Annotated in this window: 22 protein-coding genes and 1 pseudogene; 6 read left to right on the forward strand and 17 right to left on the reverse strand. The window is 37.5% G+C overall.

Annotation, left to right across the window (positions count from 1 at the left end):
* Nucleotides 1-50 precede the first annotated feature (50 nt).
* From rnr to AOY20_RS15125, 6 genes are all read left to right on the forward strand, one after another.
* Entirely contained in the window at nt 51-2,477 is a 2,427-nt protein-coding gene (gene rnr / locus AOY20_RS02185) for a ribonuclease R (RefSeq protein ID WP_179944819.1), read from the forward strand.
* A gap of 55 nt (nt 2,478-2,532) precedes the next feature.
* Nucleotides 2,533-3,399, forward strand: a complete 867-nt coding sequence (locus AOY20_RS02190; protein ID WP_054580355.1) for a VanW family protein — start codon at nt 2,533-2,535, stop codon at nt 3,397-3,399.
* A gap of 28 nt (nt 3,400-3,427) precedes the next feature.
* Nucleotides 3,428-4,060, forward strand: a complete 633-nt coding sequence (locus AOY20_RS02195) for a hypothetical protein (protein ID WP_054580356.1) — start codon at nt 3,428-3,430, stop codon at nt 4,058-4,060.
* Nucleotides 4,061-4,139: 79 nt separating this feature from the next.
* Entirely contained in the window at nt 4,140-6,167 is a 2,028-nt protein-coding gene (locus AOY20_RS02200) for a M3 family metallopeptidase (RefSeq protein ID WP_054580357.1), read from the forward strand.
* Nucleotides 6,168-6,218: 51 nt separating this feature from the next.
* Entirely contained in the window at nt 6,219-6,425 is a 207-nt protein-coding gene (locus tag AOY20_RS02205; RefSeq protein ID WP_417855874.1) for a YheV family putative zinc ribbon protein, read from the forward strand.
* Nucleotides 6,426-6,702: 277 nt separating this feature from the next.
* A complete protein-coding gene (locus AOY20_RS15125) occupies nt 6,703-7,011 on the forward strand; it encodes an EamA family transporter (RefSeq protein WP_081403344.1) in 309 nt (102 codons plus the stop codon).
* A gap of 1,053 nt (nt 7,012-8,064) precedes the next feature.
* On the opposite strand, the gene AOY20_RS02215 is transcribed toward AOY20_RS15125, so the two are convergent.
* From AOY20_RS02215 to rplX, 17 genes and pseudogenes are all read right to left on the reverse strand, one after another.
* Nucleotides 8,065-8,325 (reverse strand): FAD assembly factor SdhE, encoded by a 261-nt coding sequence (locus AOY20_RS02215; protein ID WP_054580360.1) that lies wholly within the window; start codon nt 8,323-8,325, stop codon nt 8,065-8,067.
* A 912-nt stretch (nt 8,326-9,237) separates the two neighbouring features.
* Nucleotides 9,238-9,603, reverse strand: a complete 366-nt coding sequence (rplQ, locus tag AOY20_RS02225; protein ID WP_004641032.1) for a 50S ribosomal protein L17 — start codon at nt 9,601-9,603, stop codon at nt 9,238-9,240.
* Nucleotides 9,604-9,621: 18 nt separating this feature from the next.
* Nucleotides 9,622-10,628: pseudogene (locus AOY20_RS02230) on the reverse strand (DNA-directed RNA polymerase subunit alpha).
* 16 nt (nt 10,629-10,644) lie between these two features.
* Complete coding sequence (gene rpsD / locus AOY20_RS02235) at nt 10,645-11,271, reverse strand: 30S ribosomal protein S4 (protein WP_054580361.1); 627 nt, start codon at nt 11,269-11,271, stop codon at nt 10,645-10,647.
* A gap of 12 nt (nt 11,272-11,283) precedes the next feature.
* Nucleotides 11,284-11,670, reverse strand: coding sequence for a 30S ribosomal protein S11 (gene rpsK / locus AOY20_RS02240; RefSeq protein WP_054580362.1), 387 nt, complete (start codon nt 11,668-11,670; stop codon nt 11,284-11,286).
* Between the two features lie 19 nt (nt 11,671-11,689).
* The gene (gene rpsM / locus AOY20_RS02245; protein ID WP_004985363.1) at nt 11,690-12,046 is read right to left on the reverse strand and encodes a 30S ribosomal protein S13; all 357 of its coding nucleotides are present in this window, start codon (nt 12,044-12,046) and stop codon (nt 11,690-11,692) included.
* 107 nt (nt 12,047-12,153) lie between these two features.
* On the reverse strand, nt 12,154-12,270 hold the full coding sequence (gene rpmJ / locus AOY20_RS02250) for a 50S ribosomal protein L36 (RefSeq protein ID WP_000867907.1): 117 nt from the start codon (nt 12,268-12,270) through the stop codon (nt 12,154-12,156).
* A gap of 20 nt (nt 12,271-12,290) precedes the next feature.
* Nucleotides 12,291-13,610 (reverse strand): preprotein translocase subunit SecY, encoded by a 1,320-nt coding sequence (gene secY, locus AOY20_RS02255; protein ID WP_171250432.1) that lies wholly within the window; start codon nt 13,608-13,610, stop codon nt 12,291-12,293.
* A 45-nt stretch (nt 13,611-13,655) separates the two neighbouring features.
* Entirely contained in the window at nt 13,656-14,096 is a 441-nt protein-coding gene (rplO, locus tag AOY20_RS02260; RefSeq protein WP_054580364.1) for a 50S ribosomal protein L15, read from the reverse strand.
* 3 nt (nt 14,097-14,099) lie between these two features.
* Nucleotides 14,100-14,276, reverse strand: coding sequence for a 50S ribosomal protein L30 (rpmD, locus tag AOY20_RS02265; protein WP_054580365.1), 177 nt, complete (start codon nt 14,274-14,276; stop codon nt 14,100-14,102).
* A gap of 6 nt (nt 14,277-14,282) precedes the next feature.
* Nucleotides 14,283-14,780: a 30S ribosomal protein S5 gene (gene rpsE, locus AOY20_RS02270; RefSeq protein WP_054580366.1), complete on the reverse strand. Its 498-nt coding sequence runs from the start codon at nt 14,778-14,780 to the stop codon at nt 14,283-14,285.
* Between the two features lie 2 nt (nt 14,781-14,782).
* Nucleotides 14,783-15,133 (reverse strand): 50S ribosomal protein L18, encoded by a 351-nt coding sequence (rplR, locus tag AOY20_RS02275; protein ID WP_054580367.1) that lies wholly within the window; start codon nt 15,131-15,133, stop codon nt 14,783-14,785.
* Between the two features lie 14 nt (nt 15,134-15,147).
* Entirely contained in the window at nt 15,148-15,681 is a 534-nt protein-coding gene (gene rplF, locus AOY20_RS02280; RefSeq protein ID WP_054580368.1) for a 50S ribosomal protein L6, read from the reverse strand.
* Between the two features lie 13 nt (nt 15,682-15,694).
* Complete coding sequence (gene rpsH, locus AOY20_RS02285; RefSeq protein WP_054580369.1) at nt 15,695-16,090, reverse strand: 30S ribosomal protein S8; 396 nt, start codon at nt 16,088-16,090, stop codon at nt 15,695-15,697.
* A 12-nt stretch (nt 16,091-16,102) separates the two neighbouring features.
* On the reverse strand, nt 16,103-16,408 hold the full coding sequence (gene rpsN, locus AOY20_RS02290) for a 30S ribosomal protein S14 (protein ID WP_054580370.1): 306 nt from the start codon (nt 16,406-16,408) through the stop codon (nt 16,103-16,105).
* A 9-nt stretch (nt 16,409-16,417) separates the two neighbouring features.
* Nucleotides 16,418-16,954 (reverse strand): 50S ribosomal protein L5, encoded by a 537-nt coding sequence (gene rplE / locus AOY20_RS02295; protein ID WP_054580371.1) that lies wholly within the window; start codon nt 16,952-16,954, stop codon nt 16,418-16,420.
* A 16-nt stretch (nt 16,955-16,970) separates the two neighbouring features.
* A complete protein-coding gene (gene rplX / locus AOY20_RS02300; RefSeq protein ID WP_054580372.1) occupies nt 16,971-17,288 on the reverse strand; it encodes a 50S ribosomal protein L24 in 318 nt (105 codons plus the stop codon).
* Nucleotides 17,289-17,297: the final 9 nt, after the last annotated feature.

A 17,297-nucleotide genomic window follows, 5' to 3' on the forward strand; every position in this document is an offset into this window, starting at 1 on the left:
ATCTGCATGTTTTATGCTAATCCTATATCTTCTTACTTGAAGTCAAAGAAATTATGAAAAATTGGGTCGACCCAGAAGCAAAAGCTGAAGCTGAACGTTACGAAAATCCAATCCCGAGTCGTACTCTTATTACTGAGACGATCGAAAAAGCTCAACAACCACTCTCTCATGCAGATTTAGTGGAACAATTTGAAATTGTCGATCAAAAAAGTATTGATGCATTAAGCCATCGTTTGATTGCAATGGTTCGTGATGGTCAACTTATGAAAGATGGATTTAAATTCCAACTTGCAGCTGAACAGCCGACCCATGAAGCTACTGTTTATATCAATTCAAAGGGTTTAGGTTCTGCTCATATAGATGGGCAAGATGATCTTCTCCTTCCTGAACGAGAACTTCGTTTAGTCTTTAACGGCGACCGCGTAAAAGTTCGTCAAACTTCAGTTGACCGCAAAGGTAAAGCTTGGGGTTTTATTACTGAAGTCACTCAACACCGTGTAAAACAAATTATTGGTAAAGTAGCATCTTTTGAAGGTGAGTTTTTTATTCAGCCTTCCAATCCAAATGCACATCAACCTATTACGCTAGAAAAAGAATTAATTGAACATGCCCAAGTAAAATTAGGTGATTCTGTTCGTATTGCAATTGATGACTATCCAACACGCGAAGAACTAGCAACTGGTCATGTCGTACAATCAATGGCAGATAAAGCAGATACCGAAATTATTATTCCACAAACAATTTTAGAATTTGGTTTGCCTTATGAGTTTCCTGAAGAAGTAATCAAAGATGCTGAAAACTTCAAGGAACCCTCTGCACAAGATCGTGAAGGTCGTATCGATTTACGTGATTTACCATTAGTGACAATTGATGGTGAAGATGCTCGTGACTTTGATGATGCAGTATATGCAGAAAAACGCCCTGGTGGCGGTTATCGTGTTGTCGTAGCAATTGCAGACGTAAGCCACTATGTACGTACAGATAAACCTTTAGATAATGAAGCACAAGAACGTGGTACATCGGTTTATTTCCCACATTTTGTACTACCAATGTTACCTGAAGCATTATCAAATGGCTTATGCTCTTTAAATCCACACGTTGATCGTTTATGCATGGTCTGTGATTTAAAACTTTCTCGTGCAGGTAAAGTGACAGGATTTGAATTCTATCCATCGGTAATGCATTCACAAGCACGTTTAACTTATGACAACGTAGCGAAGTATTTTGAAGGCGATAGTACAGCTGTTCCAGAAAATCGTGATGTTCGTAAATCATTAAATACATTATTCCAACTTTACCAAGTTCTTAAAGGCTTACGCGCAGAGCGTCATGCCATGGAATTTGAAACAGTTGAAACCTATATGACATTTGATGAGTTAGGTGGTATTAAAGAAATTCTACCTCGTACACGTAATGATGCGCATAAACTTATTGAAGAATGTATGTTACTTGCGAACGTGGCAGCAGCTGAATATGCATTAAAAAATGATATTCCTATGCTTTATCGTGTACATGAAGCACCTGAATTTTCACGCATTCAAAAAGTAAAAGATTTTGTTAAATTATTAGGTCTTCCTTTCCCTGATCAGCCAACACAAGCAGATTATCAAGTTGTTATTGAAGCAACCAAAGATCGTATTGATGCACCAAGCATCCATGCTGTGTTATTACGCTCTATGATGCAGGCATATTACGGCGCAAATAATTTAGGTCACTATGGTTTGGCATATGAAGCATATACGCATTTCACATCGCCAATTCGACGCTATCCAGATCTTTTATTACATCGTGCAATCAAATCACACTTAAAACAAAAACCATATCCTATTTCTGGTGCTGCTTTAGATGATGCAGGTGAGCATTTCTCTGCCACAGAACGTCGTGCAGATGAAGCATCTCGCTCTGTAACAACATGGCTTAAATGCCACTATATGCAACAGCATTTAGGTGAAGAGTTTGTTGGAACAATTTCCGCAGTTGCTGAATTTGGCTTATTCATTACCTTAAAAGACTTATATGTCGATGGTATGGTACATGTCAGTCAATTAGGCGATGATTTCTTTGTCTTTGATCAAGCAAGTCAAACATTAATTGGTCAAAACCGTGGTCAAGTCTTTGGCTTAGGTGATGAAGTTAAAATTAAAGTTGCAGCAGTGAATTTAGAAGATCGAAAAATTGACTTCGAACTTATTCAGCAACTTACTCGTGCTGGTCGTGCTATTCGTAGTCGTGCACCACGTGTTGCAAAATCTGCACCTAGAACACAAACTACCGAAGAGGTTTTTTCTGACCGTACTAAAGCACCATTAAGTGCAGATGGTGAAAAGCCAGTACGTAAGAAAAAGGACAAGCCTAAACCGAGTTCTTATGCTAAAAAACCAAGCAAAAAATCGGTAGAAAAGTTAGAAAAAGCCAAGGCAAAGAAAAAAGCCAAGGCGAAAAAGAAAAAAGCCAATGCTAAAGCAAAAGAAGCATAACTAAATATCTAAGAGTTAGGAGGCTCTCTCCTAACTCTTTTTATCAATAAATAATATGAAAATACTCAGAATAATTTTTAAAAAACCAGTCAGCCAATATCATCCTTTCCTGTATTTTTGTGCAACTCGTTTAAGGCGTATTTCACGATCAATAAAATGGAAAATAGACAGGAAAAAATATGCAAAAATAAAATCAAAAATACCATTAACTTATCGTGTTAAAAAACATCAATCTGTATTAATTCAAAAATTAGGGGAAAGTGATATTCAATGGCAACTCAACAAAATTATCAATTTAAAATTAGCGAGTCCATCAATCACTGATATTTTAATTCGTCCTAATGAAACTTTTTCCTTTTGCCAATTGGTTGGAAATCCCACAACTCAAAAAGGTTATGTTGAAGGTATGGAATTAAGCTTCGGAAAAGCACGTGGGGGGATCGGTGGTGGTATTTGCCAAATTGCCAACCTCATTCATTGGTTAGTTCTACATAGCCCACTTGATGTTATACAGCGCTCCCAACATTCATTTGATCCTTTTCCAGATCAAGGTCGTGTTTTGCCTTTTGGTAGTGGTGCAGCAATTTTTTATAACTACATTGATTACCAATTTTATAATCCAACAAAACATACATTTCAAATTCGTCTGTGGTTTACTGAAAAATGCCTTGAAGGAGAATTACGTAGTTCTGTTGATTTAGGCTATGTTTATCATATTTTTGAAAAAAATCATGCATATTTAAAAATTGGGAATGACTATTATCGGAAAAATGAAATTTGGCGACATAAAAAAGAAAAATATAAAAGTGGAGAAATTATTCATACTGAATGCATGACACAAAATTTTGCCAAAGTAATGTATACACCTTCAAAAATTGATTATTTTTTTGACTCTATAGAAGACTATCAAGCATCACTATAAAAAGATTAAACAAAAGGAAAACGACTACATGAAAAACATATTTTTTATTTTAATCATTTTTTTCAATTGCTTGTCTGTAAGTCTTGCATCACCCATACACTTTAATCCCAAAACAATTTTATCTAAAGATAAGCTTCTCACTGGCAATATTCCGTATATTAAAAATAAAGAATTCAAACTACTAAATAAACAAATTCATTCTGAGTTATTTAAAGACTATGATGAAACACGTATAGAGTTTTTTTCAGAGATACTTTATCAAGATGAAGACTATTTAACTCTAAAAGTTCATAAAGAGATACAAGGTGGTAGAAGCTATTCACGAGAGCAATATTTTGTGATTGATCTAAAGCAGAAAAAAATTTTAAATTTATTCGAGATATTAGATCATTATGATATATCTGCATCAGAAATTGAAAATCAGATTTCAAAGCAACTTAAAACTATAAATGAAACAGAATTATCAAATGAATCTTTTGAAAATTTTCAGCTCACAGAATTAGCTTATTTTTATAATGAACACCCCGAAATCATTATCCTAAATGATAAAACAAGCTTCTATTTAAACAATAATATTCTTGGAATTAGCTTCGATATTGGTGTTGCTTCATATGCATTTGAGTTCAAAGTTGCTCATGAAAGTCTAAAAGCCATTTTATAAATTCAATAATTGACTTGATTTCCCAGTACTAAACCCCTACATCTATTACTAATATCATTATTTATTTGGCTATCTATTTATGTCATTAAAAAAAGCGACTTTGCCTGTTCCACAATTCGATCAAATTACACTGGAAAACTTAAAACAAAAAATTGAAGAAGCGATTCAACAAGGGCAAAACTTTTTAAATCAGCTTATTGAAGTTCCCCATACACATGAAGCACAGCTTGATGTTCTTTCGCAGTTAGACGTGCTTGAAAATAATATGAGCGAATCTTGGGGAATTTTATCTCACCTCAATGCCGTAATGAATAATGCTGAAACACGTGATGTCTATCAATCATTGCTTCCTGCACTGAGTGAGTATTATACGAATCTAGGTCAGCATACTGTTCTATATCAAACATTCCAGCAGGTACATGATCAGGACCGTTTTAGCAGTTTATCTGAAGCACAACAAAGTGCGATCAAACTAGCACTACGTGACTTTAAATTGTCGGGTGTGGCTTTAGAAGGTGAAGCTAAAAAACGTTATGCTGAAATTTCTGCACGTTTATCGCAACTGTCATCAGACTTTTCTAATCATGTACTTGATGCAACTCAAGCTTATTTCAAACCTCTTTCAGAACAAGAGTTACAGGGTCTTCCTGAAAGTAGCATTCAATTATTAAAACAATATGGTCAACAGCGTGAATTAGATCAAGCAGTTGCTACTTTAGACATTCCATCTTATTTAGCAATTATGACTTATGCTGAAACACGCGAATTACGTGAAGTACTTTATCGTGCTTACACTACACGTGCTTCTGAATTAGGCGGACATCTAGAGTTTGATAACACAGCAGTGATGGAAGAAATCTTAAGTTTGCGCCAAGAAATGGCAAATCTTTTAGGTTTTAATAATTATGCTGAATTATCTTTAGCAAGCAAAATGGCACCAAATGTTGAAGCTGTAGATCAATTCCTGATTGACCTTGCAAATCATGCTCGCCAACCTGCTGAAAAAGAAATTGCAGAAATCGAAGCTATTGCTGCTCAAGATGGTATTACAGATTTACAACCTTGGGATACTACGTTCTATTCTGAAAAACTGAAAGTTCAACAATTCAATTTATCTCAAGAAGCACTAAAGCCATACTTCCCTGCGCCAAAAGTTTTACAAGGTTTATTTAATATTGTATATCGACTTTATGGCATTCAAATTATTGAACGTGAAGCACCAGTTTGGCACTCAGATGCTCGTTATTTTGAGCTAGAAGATCAAGGACAAGTTGTTGGTGGTTTCTATTTCGATTTATATGCACGTAGTGGTAAACGTGGTGGTGCATGGATGAGTGGATTCCGTTCACGCATGCAAATGGAATCAGGTTTACAAAAACCAATTTGCTATATGGTATGTAATTTCACCCCTCCTGTTGGTGATCAACCTGCTTTATTAACGCATGATGAAGTGATTACGCTATTCCATGAATTTGGTCATGGTTTACATCATATGTTGACTGAAGTAGATCATATTTCTGTTGCAGGTACACATGGTGTTGCTTGGGATGCGGTAGAGCTTCCTAGTCAATTTATGGAGTTTTGGGCTTGGGATCACGAAAGCCTAGAGCTTTTAAGTGAACATATTGAAACTAAAGAAACTCTTGCACCTGAGCTATTAAAAGCTTTACTTGATGCTCGTTTTTTCCAATCAGGTATGCAAACGCTACGTCAAATTGAATTTGCATTGTTTGACCTAAGCATTCATAAATTAATGCCTGCTTTAAATGCAGAGCAAATCCAAGCAACATTAAATGATATTCGTCTAAAATATGCTGTCGCTCCAACCACAGCAGATAACCGCTTCCAACATGGTTTTAGTCACATCTTCGCGGGTGGCTATGCGGCAGGTTACTATTCTTATAAGTGGGCAGAAGTTCTAGCCAGTGATGCCTTTGATCGTTTTGAACAAGAAGGTATTTTCAATACCGAAACAGGTAAAGAATTTAGACAAGCTGTGCTGGCTGTGGGCGGTAAAGATCAAGCACTAAATGCATTTGTTAATTTTAGAAAACGTGAGCCTAAAATTGATGCATTATTACGTCATCAAGGTTGGACGAATAGCTAATAAAATGCGTACACTATCCATTATTTTCTAACATAGGTAAGTATGATGACCATTAAACGTCGTTTCATCGCAGGTGCAAAATGTCCAAGATGTCAGGCACAAGATCGCGTTGTTATGCTCACCTCTGGCGATAACGAATGGATTGAATGCATTGAGTGTGATTATAGTGAAAATCGCCCTACGCATGTAGAAGAGCCAGAAGTACCTGCTATTCCAGATGAAATTGGCGTCATACACTTTAAACCACGTCAAAAATAAATTTGATATATAAAAAGGAGGATTTTTCCTCCTTTTTATATGATTTAAACAAATTATTTAATGTTTATGAATCTATTATTATTCAAATTCTACGTATTCTATTGAATAAAACTTCATCACAAGCAAGTTAAAACTCATCTTCCTATTATTATGCCAACGATTAAGAATCAAAAAATACATATAGCGATATGCTGTCTTATTATTTCAGCATTATGCTTTTCTTCAATAGTATTGGTATTCACTCTACATTTCATATTATAGATGATCCAACAATTAGATTTTTAGAAACTTTCTTTGTCTATTTATACTTCTATCATTTATATTTAAAAAAGATTTTAAGTTTATAAAATCTGAAAAACTCAAGATCTATCTTTGGCATTCAGTTGTTGGATTAACTGTAATATATGATTCTTCCATGCAATTGCACACTTATAAGTTATCAAATGTGATAGTTTTTTCATATTCCTCACCTATTTTTATTCCGTTAATTGCTTGGTTATTTTTAAAAGAAAAAATCACATTTCCAATTATATTGACAATAATCCTCGATCTAATTGGTGTTGTCTTTATTACAAAATCTGATTAAGAATTATTAAATCAACTCTCCATTATTGGTACTCTCTCGAGTATTTTAGCTGTAATAGCATTTGTAACAGTAAGAGCAAGGACTTCTACTAAAGCTCCTAAAAGAATTATATTCTATTTCTGTTATACAAATGCTTCGGCTATAAATACCTTATTCATGGCAAGAATTAAACTATTCAACCTCTACGGTATCTTTAGTAATTATTAATCAAATACTTATAAGCTTGTTTCTTCTACCCAAATAGCTCCTATGAATTATATTACTATTATTGTTACAGGTTTTATTTTTATTATTTCTGCTATCAGCATTCCAAATTTAATCAGTAATAAAAAATAAAATAGACAGTAAACTTTCTTCAATTTTTAAATAAAAAAAAGTAGCATTGCGACGGTTCGGCACATGCTACTTATCAACTGATTGACCTTACGGCCTATATTTTTCTTTAATACTTAAAAAATTTTAGTATAGAATAATATTATCTTTAAAACTTACTTAAAAAGTCACTCTCTTTGTATATGACTAATTTAACTCAATCATAATAAAAATTGCTCAAAATTTGTCGAACAATTTTTATTTTTTACTAGTGAATTGTAAATTAATTTAATCTATTTAATTTTAACTTAACCTATTTTATTGTTTTTTAAATTATTATTAATAAAGGATAATAAATTATTTAATTAGAAAATTTTTGTCAAAACAACAAGCTTTTTCCATTTGAGCATCGACAACTGATCACACCAAATAATTAAAGATTCTTTTTGATCTTCACCAACATATACAATGATATAAAGATAGTGATTTATAAATTTGTCCACATAAATAGTCTTAACTTTATTTTTATCTATATAAAATAAAGTCCATTCACAATCTTCCATTTGATAGAGCGAATAATTTTTTTTCTTCTTATTAAAAAAAATAAACAATATGACTAAAACTAAAAATGAAAATATAAAAAATATAGGTGCTAATGCGTTAAATAATATAATTGAAATAAGAACCAAAAATATAAATTGAAACGCAATCCATAAAAGACTGCGTTTAAGTGTAAAACTATTATGAGCCGTGTACATAACGCTTAAGTTTACGAATAAATTCTTTTAATTCTGGTCTAGGTGGCTCAGACACCTCCATAAACCAATCCAATAAATCTGGGTCCTCTTGTGCTACAAGCTCTGCAAACATTTCCTTTTCATCTGCTTCCGCATGTAAATAATAATTTTTAACATAGGGGTCGAAATAAACATCAATTTCTTTCAAGCCTCTTCTTGCACGGTATACGACTTTACGTTCTTCTAGGCTAATTTCTTCAGTCATTTAATAGAATCCAAAACATCAATCTTTCAAATAGTTTAACCCAGCCATAAAAAAGATTCGATGTATTTTACTTTTCATTTTTATAAATAACAAAATACAATAAAAACACCTAATTTTATTAGATTTTTTTAAATTTCACATATAAATACACTGATGTGTGCTAAAAAAAAACGGAGACTTTAACTTGGTAAACTATACATACTCATCAGGAATTCACCATGAGTAAAAAACAAACGATCTATACAACAGAATTTAAAGCTGAAGCAATCAAGGCTATTGATTCAAAAAATGGCAATGTTTCAGAAACAACACGGTAGCTTGGCATTTCAATGCAAAACCTTTCAAATTGGTACAACAAAGCAAAGAATTAGCTAGCTATGTAATTATTTCCTTATTTTAATCTTCAGTTCCAACCGACAATTTTCTTATATTCTTTAAAGAATTTACTCTTTTAACGTTATGTCTAAAATAAATTTTATATACTAAACCATACTCTATACTCACTTTATTAAATAATTTTTATTTAAACTTGCAGATGCTGGCATATCCTCTTTACTCCATAGCTTAAATGAATAACTCAATATCATCATATCTAAACGTATATCAGGATATTTAAATAAGTCCCATGTCCCACTAAAGAATCCGATACTTAAATACTACAAATGAAGTCTAAAGACCATTTTTGAGTAAATGAACGACCAGCCCGCCCCCCCCCAATAATATCAGCTCCAACAATTAGAACATCAACCTAATTATTAATGATCTAAGCCCAATAAGAATCATTTTATTACTTAATTAATAGCACATTTTTGATATGACACTAAATTATGAATAACAAATTAAAATTGTAGTAATAAAAAAGGTCGGTTTATTCAACCGACCTTTTTTAAACAACTGAACTGTTCTACGAAATTATTTAACTTCGCGATCTACTAGTTCAACGTAAGCCATCGGTGCAGCATCACCTGCACGGAAGCCCGCTTTAAGAACACGTAGATAACCGCCGTTACGTTCTTTGTAACGAGGGCCAAGAACGGTAAATAATTTACCAACAGTTGCTGCTGAACGAGTACGAGCAAACGCTAGACGACGGTTTGCAACAGTATCGTTTTTAGCTAAAGTGATTAAAGGCTCTGCAACGCGGCGAAGTTCTTTCGCTTTAGGCAAAGTTGTTTTAATTAACTCATGCTCAACTAAAGCATTTGTTAAATTTTGAAACAACGCCTTGCGGTGGCTGCTTGTACGGCCTAATTTCACACCACTATTACGATGACGCATGGTGATAGTCCTACTTAATTAACGGCTACGATAGGCGAATCGATCGTCCATACGGAGACTAGCTGGTGGCCAGTTCTCTAAACGCATGCCGAGCTGTAAGCCCTTAGAAGCCAGAACATCTTTGATCTCTGTAAGCGATTTTTACCAAGGTTAGGAGTTTTAAGTAACTCAACCTCAGTACGCTGTACTAGATCACCAATGTAGTAAATATTTTCTGCTTTCAAACAGTTAGCAGAACGAACAGTAAGCTCTAGATCATCTACTGGACGAAGCAAAATTGGGTCAACTTCTTCACGAGGCTCTTGAGCTACAGGAGCTTGATCTTTCTGAAGATCAACAAAAATTGCAATTTGTTGTTGCAAAATAGTTGCCGCTTTGCGGATTGCTTCTTCTGGATCAACAGTTCCGTTAGTTTCAAGATCAATGATCAGTTTATCAAGGTCAGTACGTTGTTCTACACGAGCATTTTCAACTGTGTAAGACACACGTTTGATTGGGCTATAAGAAGCATCTAATTGCAAACGACCTACAGGGCGAGTTTCGCCTTCAGGGAAGCGTGAATCAGATGTCTCATAACCACGGCCTTGAGCAACTTTCAAGCGCATTTTTAATGAGCCAGAAGCACTTAAAGTACCGATCAAGTGTTCAGGATTAACCACTTCAACATTATGAGGCAAACGAAGGTCGGCAGCAGTTACGTCACCAGCACCTTCTTTCTCTAATGTTAAATAAGCTTCATTTTGATCGAACAGCTTAATAGACAATCCTTTCAGGTTCAGCAAGAGCTCGACGATGTCCTGCTGCAAGCCTTCCAAAGTACTGTACTCGTGCTCAACACCCTCAATTTCAACTTCAACCACAGCAGCGCCAGGCAAAGAAGAAAGAAGGATGCGACGTAAAGCATTACCAAGAGTATGACCAAAGCCACGCTCTAATGGTTCTAGAATAACTTTTGCCGAGGTCCCGCTAACCGCTTCGACCTTGATCGCTTGCGGAGTTAGAAACTCATTTGCAGTACGCGTCATATTGCTACCTCAAGGATTATTTAGAATACAATTCTACAATCAAGCTTTCGTTGATTTCAGCAGGTAAATCAGAACGATCTGGTGCAGCTTTAAACGTACCTTCAAATTTAGAATGGTCAACTTCCATCCAAGAAGGAATACCACGTTGAGCAGCTAATTCAATTGCGTTTTTAATACGTAATTGAGTTTTAGCACCTTCGTGAACTGCAATCACGTCACCAGCTTTAACTTGGATAGACGCGATGTTAACACGACGACCATTTAAAGTGATTGAACGGTGAGATACAAGCTGACGAGCTTCTGCACGTGTAGAACCAAAACCCATGCGATAAACAACGTTATCTAGGCGGCTTTCAAGCAATTTCAACAAGTTTTCACCTGTTGCGCCTTTAACACGAGCAGCTTCTTTATAGTAGTTACTAAATTGACGTTCTAAAACACCGTACATACGACGTACTTTTTGTTTTTCACGTAATTGTAGTGAATACTCTGATTGTTTACCACCACGAGCCCCGCCATGTTGGCCAGGAGCTTTAGCATGTTTTTTAGTCTTAACGTCAAATGGTTTAACGCCAGATTTTAATTGCAGGTCTGTCCCTTCGCGGCGAGAGAGTTTGCATTTTGGACCAATATAACGAGCCATGAATGTTTCTCCTTACACGCGACGTTTTTTAGGTGGACGGCAACCGTTGTGAGGAATTGGCGTCACATCGGTAATGCTGTTAATTTTATAACCCACTGCACCTAATGCACGAACCGCAGACTCACGACCTGGACCAGGACCTTTAACAAGGACGTCCAAGTTTTTCAAACCGTAATCCTGAGCTGCTTTACCAGCAACTTCAGCAGCTACCTGAGCAGCAAACGGAGTTGATTTACGTGATCCACGGAAGCCTTGTCCACCTGAAGTAGCCCAAGCCAATGCATTACCTTGACGATCAGTGATCGTTACAATGGTGTTATTAAAAGAAGCGTGAATGTGTGCAACACCTTCAGAGACGGTACGAGTGACCTTCTTGCGTGTGCGAGTATCTTTAGCCATCTTTTAGCTTCCAGAAATCTTATTTCTTAATAGGTTTGCGCGGACCTTTACGGGTACGTGCGTTAGTTTTGGTGCGTTGTCCACGAACAGGCAAGCTGCGACGATGACGAAGACCGCGGTAGCAGCCTAAATCCATTAAACGTTTAATGTTCATGGAAATTTCGCGACGTAAGTCACCTTCGGTAGGAACCTTAGCAACCTCAGCACGAATCGCATCAAGCTGAGCATCATCTAATTCACGAATTTTAGTAGTTGGTGCAATGCCAACAGCAGCTAAGATATTCTTAGATGTGTGACGACCAATACCAAAAATGTACGTGAGAGAGATAACAGCATGCTTGTTATCCGGAATGTTTACACCGGCAATACGAGCCATTCAAATTTCTCCAAAAAGGCAGTAGAGATAATCAACCGCCCCACAAAAATCTTGAGGGGCGGATAATAACCTAATTCGCCTACTGAAATCAACAGGTCTTAATTAGATTAACCTTGACGCTGCTTATGACGAGGTTCAGCGCTACAAATTACGCGAATAACCCCATTACGACGGATAACTTTACAGCTACCACAAATTTTCTTTACAGAAGCTTGTACTTTCATGATGAAACCTCTAAGTGCGCTTATCCCTTAGGATGAGCAGTCGTTTTTCTCATTAATGTTTGATTATCGTATTGGTGCGAGGTCAAATGAGCTTGAAGCTGAGCCATAAAGTCCATTACAACAACTACAACGATAAGCAATGATGTTCCACCCAAAGAGAATGGAATACCAAATGAACTTTGAAGAATCATTGGCATCAAGCAAACCACTGTAATATAAATCGCGCCAATAAATGTCAAACGATTGAGAATATGATCTAAGTAACGAGCAGTTTGCTCACCTGGACGTATCCCAGGCACATAAGCTCCGCTGCGTTTCAAGTTCTCTGATACTTCTTTAGGGCTAAATACTAGCGCAGTATAGAAATAACAGAAAAAGATAATTAACGCACCAAAGAGCACCAAATACAACGGCTGTCCAGGCGATAGAACTAATGCTAAATCTTGTAGGCTACGCTTGACAAATCCTGCATCAGGATCAGCACTTCCCACCCATTGACCTAAGCTCGCTGGGAACAATAACAATGAACTTGCAAAAATTGCTGGGATTACACCTGCCATATTAATCTTTAAAGGCAAATGTGTTTGTTGTGCTGTAAATACACGACGACCTTGTTGTTTTTGAGCATAGTTTACTGGAATTCGACGCTGCGCCTTCTCAATAAATACAATTGCTGCTAATACAGCTAAAGATAAAACAGCGAATACAGCTAATCCAATAAGACTAGACTGACCATTATCTATAGATGTAAATGATTGCAAAACTAAATTTGGCAATCCTGCAACAATACCTGCGAAAATGATCATGGAAATACCATTACCCACTCCGCGTTCAGTAATTTGCTCACCCAACCACATAAGAAACATTGTTCCTGCAACCAAAGAAGTTACAGCAGGAATATAGAACGCCAATCCACTACTCAAGGTAATTCCTTGACTAATAAGACCAGCACACATTCCAATTGATTGCACAAGTGCAAGCAACAATGTACCTTGTCGCGTATATTGATTGATCTTACGCTTACCTTGTTCGCCTTCTTTCTTTAAAGCTTCCAGCGAAGGAACCACTGTAGACATTAACTGCACAATAATTGACGCAGAAATGTAAGGCATGATTCCAAGAGCAAGTATAGACATGCGTTCTAACGCGCCACCTGAAAACATGTTAAACAAACCCAGAATTGTGCCTGAGTTAGCATTAAACAAATTTTCAAGAGCTGCATTATTAATGCCCGGTACTGGAATATGCGCTCCTAGTCGAAAGACCAACAATGCACCGATAAGAAACATCATTCTTCGAATTATTTCACGATATTTCACGTGAAATGGCTGACCTTTCATCATGTGAACATGACCTGAAGAACTAGGAGACATAGACACTGGAGATTACTCCTCGACTTTGCCGCCAGCAGCTTCTACAGCAGCTTTAGCGCCTTTAGTCAATGCAACACCTTGAACAGTGAAAGCACGAGTAATTTCACCAGAAAGTACGATACGTGCACGTAACATATCTTTACGCACTACGTTAGCAGCTTTTAATGTTTCAAGGCTAACAATATCACCTTCAACTTTAGAAAGCTCAGATAAACGTACTTCAGCAGTTTTCAAAGCGATTTGGCTAGTGAAACCGAATTTAGGTAAACGACGATACAACGCTGTTTGACCACCTTCGAATCCTGGACGTACGCCACCGCTCTTACGTGATTTTTGACCTTTGACACCACGGCCACCAGTCTTACCAACGCCAGAACCGATACCACGGCCTAAACGTAAGTTTTCACGTTTAGCACCTTCTGCAGGTGCAATTGTATTTAAACGCAGAGTCATGGCTTATTCCTCTACACTAACCATATAGTAGACTTGGTTGATCATACCACGATTAGAAGGTGTATCTAACACTTCTACAGTATGACCAATACGACGCAGACCTAAACCTTGAAGGCTAAGCTTGTGATTTTTCAAGCGATGCGATGAAGATTTAGTCTGGGTAACTTTAATCGTTTTCATGATTGATTACCCTTGAATTTGTTCTACTGTCAAACCACGTTTCGCAGCGACTTTCTCAGGAGAAGTCATATCACGCAAACCATTGAAAGTTGCGTTTACTACGTTAGCAGCATTAGTAGAACCATAACATTTAGTTAATACGTTACGTACACCCACAGCTTCTAAAACTGCACGCATAGCACCACCAGCAATTACACCAGTACCTTCAGAAGCAGGTTGCATGTAAACACGGCTTGCACCATGGCGAGCATTAATAGGGTGTTGTACAGTACCGTCAACAAGTTCAACAGTAATCATGTTACGACGAGCAGCTTCAAGTGCTTTAGAAATAGCAGCTGGAACTTCACGCGCTTTACCGCGACCAAAACCTACACGACCATTACCATCACCAACCACAGTCAACGCTGTGAAAGAGAAGATACGACCACCCTTAACAACTTTGGCTACACGATCAACGGCAACCAGCTTTTCAACAAGACCTTCGTTTTGTTCAACTTTAGCCATGATTAGAACTCCAAGCCGTTTTCACGAGCAGCATCAGCCAAGGCTTTGATACGACCATGATATTTAAAACCAGAACGGTCAAATGCAACTTTAGTAATACCAGCTGCTTTAGCGCGTTCTGCGATTAAAGCACCTACTTTTTGAGCTGCTTCAACATTACCAGTTGATCCAGCACGTAAAGTAGCATCCAAAGTAGAAGCTTGCGCTAAAACTTTGCCACCATCTGCTGAGATAACTTGAGCATAGATGTGACGCGGAGTGCGGTTTACACACAAACGAGTCGCACCCAATGCACGAATGTGCAAGCGTGTGCTTTTCGCACGACGCAAACGGGATTGTTTCTTTTCGTTCATAAGAACCTCGCGCCTTATTTCTTCTTAGCTTCTTTACGAAGAACAACTTCGTCAGAATAACGAACACCTTTACCTTTATATGGCTCTGGTGGACGGTAACCACGGATATCTGCAGCAACTTGACCTAAACGAGCTTTATCAGCTGATTTAAGAACAATTTCAGTTGCAGTTGGAGTTTCTGCAGTTACACCTTCAGGAAGGTTATAATCAATCGGGTGAGAAAAACCAAGGTTAAGATTAATTACATTACCTTTAACCGCAGCTTTATAACCAACACCGATGAGTTGTAACTTACGTTCGAAGCCTTCGCTTACGCCTTTTACAAGGTTATTAAGCACAGCGCGAGCAGTACCAGCTTGCATCCAAGCGTCTTTCGACTCTTTAACTGGAGCAATAACTAAAGTACCGTCTTCCTGTTTTAGCTCGACCAGCGCATGCAGGTTGAAAGACAATGTACCTTTAGTGCCTTTCACTTCGACCTGCCGGCCGTTCTGAGTAACTGTTACACCGTTAGGTACAGTTACTGGGGCTTTAGCCACACGAGACATGAGGAATCACCTATTAAGAAACAAAAGCAATAACTTCACCACCGATACCTGCAGCACGTGCAGCGCGATCAGTCATGATGCCTTTGCTTGTAGAAACAATTGCAATACCTAAACCTTGCTTAACGCGAGGAAGGTTATCTTTACCGCGGTATTGGCGAAGACCTGGACGGCTTACGCGCTTAACAGTTTCGATAACTGGCTTGCCTTCAAAATATTTTAACGTAATTGTTAAAGTTGCTTTGCCTTCAACTTCAGCAACTTCTACGTTAGAGATGTAACCCTCTTGTTGAAGTACGTTAGCAATCGCAACTTTCAACTTAGAGTTAGGCATAGAAACAGTTTGTTTCTTTGCCATTTGTGCGTTACGAACACGAGTTAACATGTCGGCAACGGTATCTTGCATACTCATTTATGGTGCTCCTTACCAGCTTGCCTTAACAACGCCAGGTACATCACCTTGCATTACTGTATCACGTAATTTGTTACGGCTTAAACCGAACTTACGGAAGTAACCATGAGGACGACCAGTTAAACCACAACGGTTACGTAGACGTACTGGAGATGCATTACGTGGTAATGCTTGTAACTTCAAAGTCGCTTCAAAACGCTCTTCGTCGCTAGCATTTACGTTTGCAATAATTGCTTTTAATTCAGCACGTTTCGCAGCGTATTTAGCAACAGTAGCTTCGCGTTTTAATTCGCGATTAATCATACTTTTCTTAGCCATATCGACCTCTTATTTGAACGGGAAGCCGAATGCACGCATAAGCGCACGGCCTTCGTCATCGGTGCGAGCAGTCGTAGTAATGGTAATATCCATACCACGAATACGATCGATTTTATCAAAATCGATTTCTGGGAACATGATTTGTTCTTTCAGACCCATTGAATAGTTACCACGACCATCAAATGATTTCGCAGAGAAACCACGGAAGTCACGGATACGAGGGATCGCAATAGAGATCAAACGGTCTAAGAATTCGTACATGCGTTCGCCACGTAAAGTAACTTTACAACCAATTGGCCAACCATCACGGATTTTAAAACCTGCGATTGATTTACGAGCTAAAGTTAAAACTGGTTTTTGACCAGCAATAGCTTGCATATCAGAAAGAGCACCATCAAGGAGTTTTTTGTCAGCAGAAGCCGCACCAACACCCATGTTGATAGTAATTTTTGTGATGCGTGGAATATTCATCACATTCTTAATGCTAAGTTCTTCTTGTAACTTAGCACGAAGTTCGTCGTTGTAACGCGTTTTAAGTCTGGCCATAGCCTAATTCAACCTATTACTTCGCTACCGCCACTGATTCACCATTAGATTTGTAAACGCGAGTTTTCACGCCGTCAATCACTTGGTAACCAACACGGTCAGCCTTTTGGGTTGTAGCATTAAAAATTGCCACGTTTGAGATATGAAGCGTAGCTTCTTGTGTAACGATAGCGCCTTCAGCACCTGTTGCACGATTCGGCTTTTGATGCTTCTTAACCAAGTTCAAGCCTTCAACAAGAACACGGTCATTAGAAACAGACAAAACAGTACCTTGTTTGCCTTTTTCTTTACCTGCGATCACAATTACTTGATCGTCTTTTTTAATCTTAGCCATGATTGCCTC

Origin of the sequence: Acinetobacter equi (genome assembly GCF_001307195.1) — a bacterium.
Classification (GTDB): Bacteria; Pseudomonadota; Gammaproteobacteria; order Pseudomonadales; family Moraxellaceae; genus Acinetobacter; species Acinetobacter equi.

Coding starts and splice junctions, on each gene's coding strand:
- rpsN (WP_054580370.1), bottom strand. CDS start 16,408: ATGGCTAAGAAAAGTATGATTAATCGCGAATTAAAACGCGAAGCTACT.
- rpsK (WP_054580362.1), bottom strand. CDS start 11,670: ATGGCTAAAGATACTCGCACACGCAAGAAGGTCACTCGTACCGTCTCT.
- rpmD (WP_054580365.1), bottom strand. CDS start 14,276: ATGAAAACGATTAAAGTTACCCAGACTAAATCTTCATCGCATCGCTTG.
- rplO (WP_054580364.1), bottom strand. CDS start 14,096: ATGACTCTGCGTTTAAATACAATTGCACCTGCAGAAGGTGCTAAACGT.
- AOY20_RS02195 (WP_054580356.1), top strand. CDS start 3,428: ATGAAAAACATATTTTTTATTTTAATCATTTTTTTCAATTGCTTGTCT.
- rpsH (WP_054580369.1), bottom strand. CDS start 16,090: ATGAGTATGCAAGATACCGTTGCCGACATGTTAACTCGTGTTCGTAAC.
- rplX (WP_054580372.1), bottom strand. CDS start 17,288: ATGGCTAAGATTAAAAAAGACGATCAAGTAATTGTGATCGCAGGTAAA.
- AOY20_RS02190 (WP_054580355.1), top strand. CDS start 2,533: ATGAAAATACTCAGAATAATTTTTAAAAAACCAGTCAGCCAATATCAT.
- rplQ (WP_004641032.1), bottom strand. CDS start 9,603: ATGCGTCATCGTAATAGTGGTGTGAAATTAGGCCGTACAAGCAGCCAC.
- rplE (WP_054580371.1), bottom strand. CDS start 16,954: ATGGCCAGACTTAAAACGCGTTACAACGACGAACTTCGTGCTAAGTTA.
- rplF (WP_054580368.1), bottom strand. CDS start 15,681: ATGTCTCGTGTGGCTAAAGCCCCAGTAACTGTACCTAACGGTGTAACA.
- AOY20_RS02200 (WP_054580357.1), top strand. CDS start 4,140: ATGTCATTAAAAAAAGCGACTTTGCCTGTTCCACAATTCGATCAAATT.
- rplR (WP_054580367.1), bottom strand. CDS start 15,133: ATGAACGAAAAGAAACAATCCCGTTTGCGTCGTGCGAAAAGCACACGC.
- secY (WP_171250432.1), bottom strand. CDS start 13,610: ATGAAAGGTCAGCCATTTCACGTGAAATATCGTGAAATAATTCGAAGA.
- rpmJ (WP_000867907.1), bottom strand. CDS start 12,270: ATGAAAGTACAAGCTTCTGTAAAGAAAATTTGTGGTAGCTGTAAAGTT.
- AOY20_RS02215 (WP_054580360.1), bottom strand. CDS start 8,325: ATGACTGAAGAAATTAGCCTAGAAGAACGTAAAGTCGTATACCGTGCA.
- rpsE (WP_054580366.1), bottom strand. CDS start 14,780: ATGGCTAAAGTTGAACAAAACGAAGGTCTTGTTGAAAAGCTGGTTGCC.
- rpsM (WP_004985363.1), bottom strand. CDS start 12,046: ATGGCTCGTATTGCCGGTGTAAACATTCCGGATAACAAGCATGCTGTT.
- rpsD (WP_054580361.1), bottom strand. CDS start 11,271: ATGGCTCGTTATATTGGTCCAAAATGCAAACTCTCTCGCCGCGAAGGG.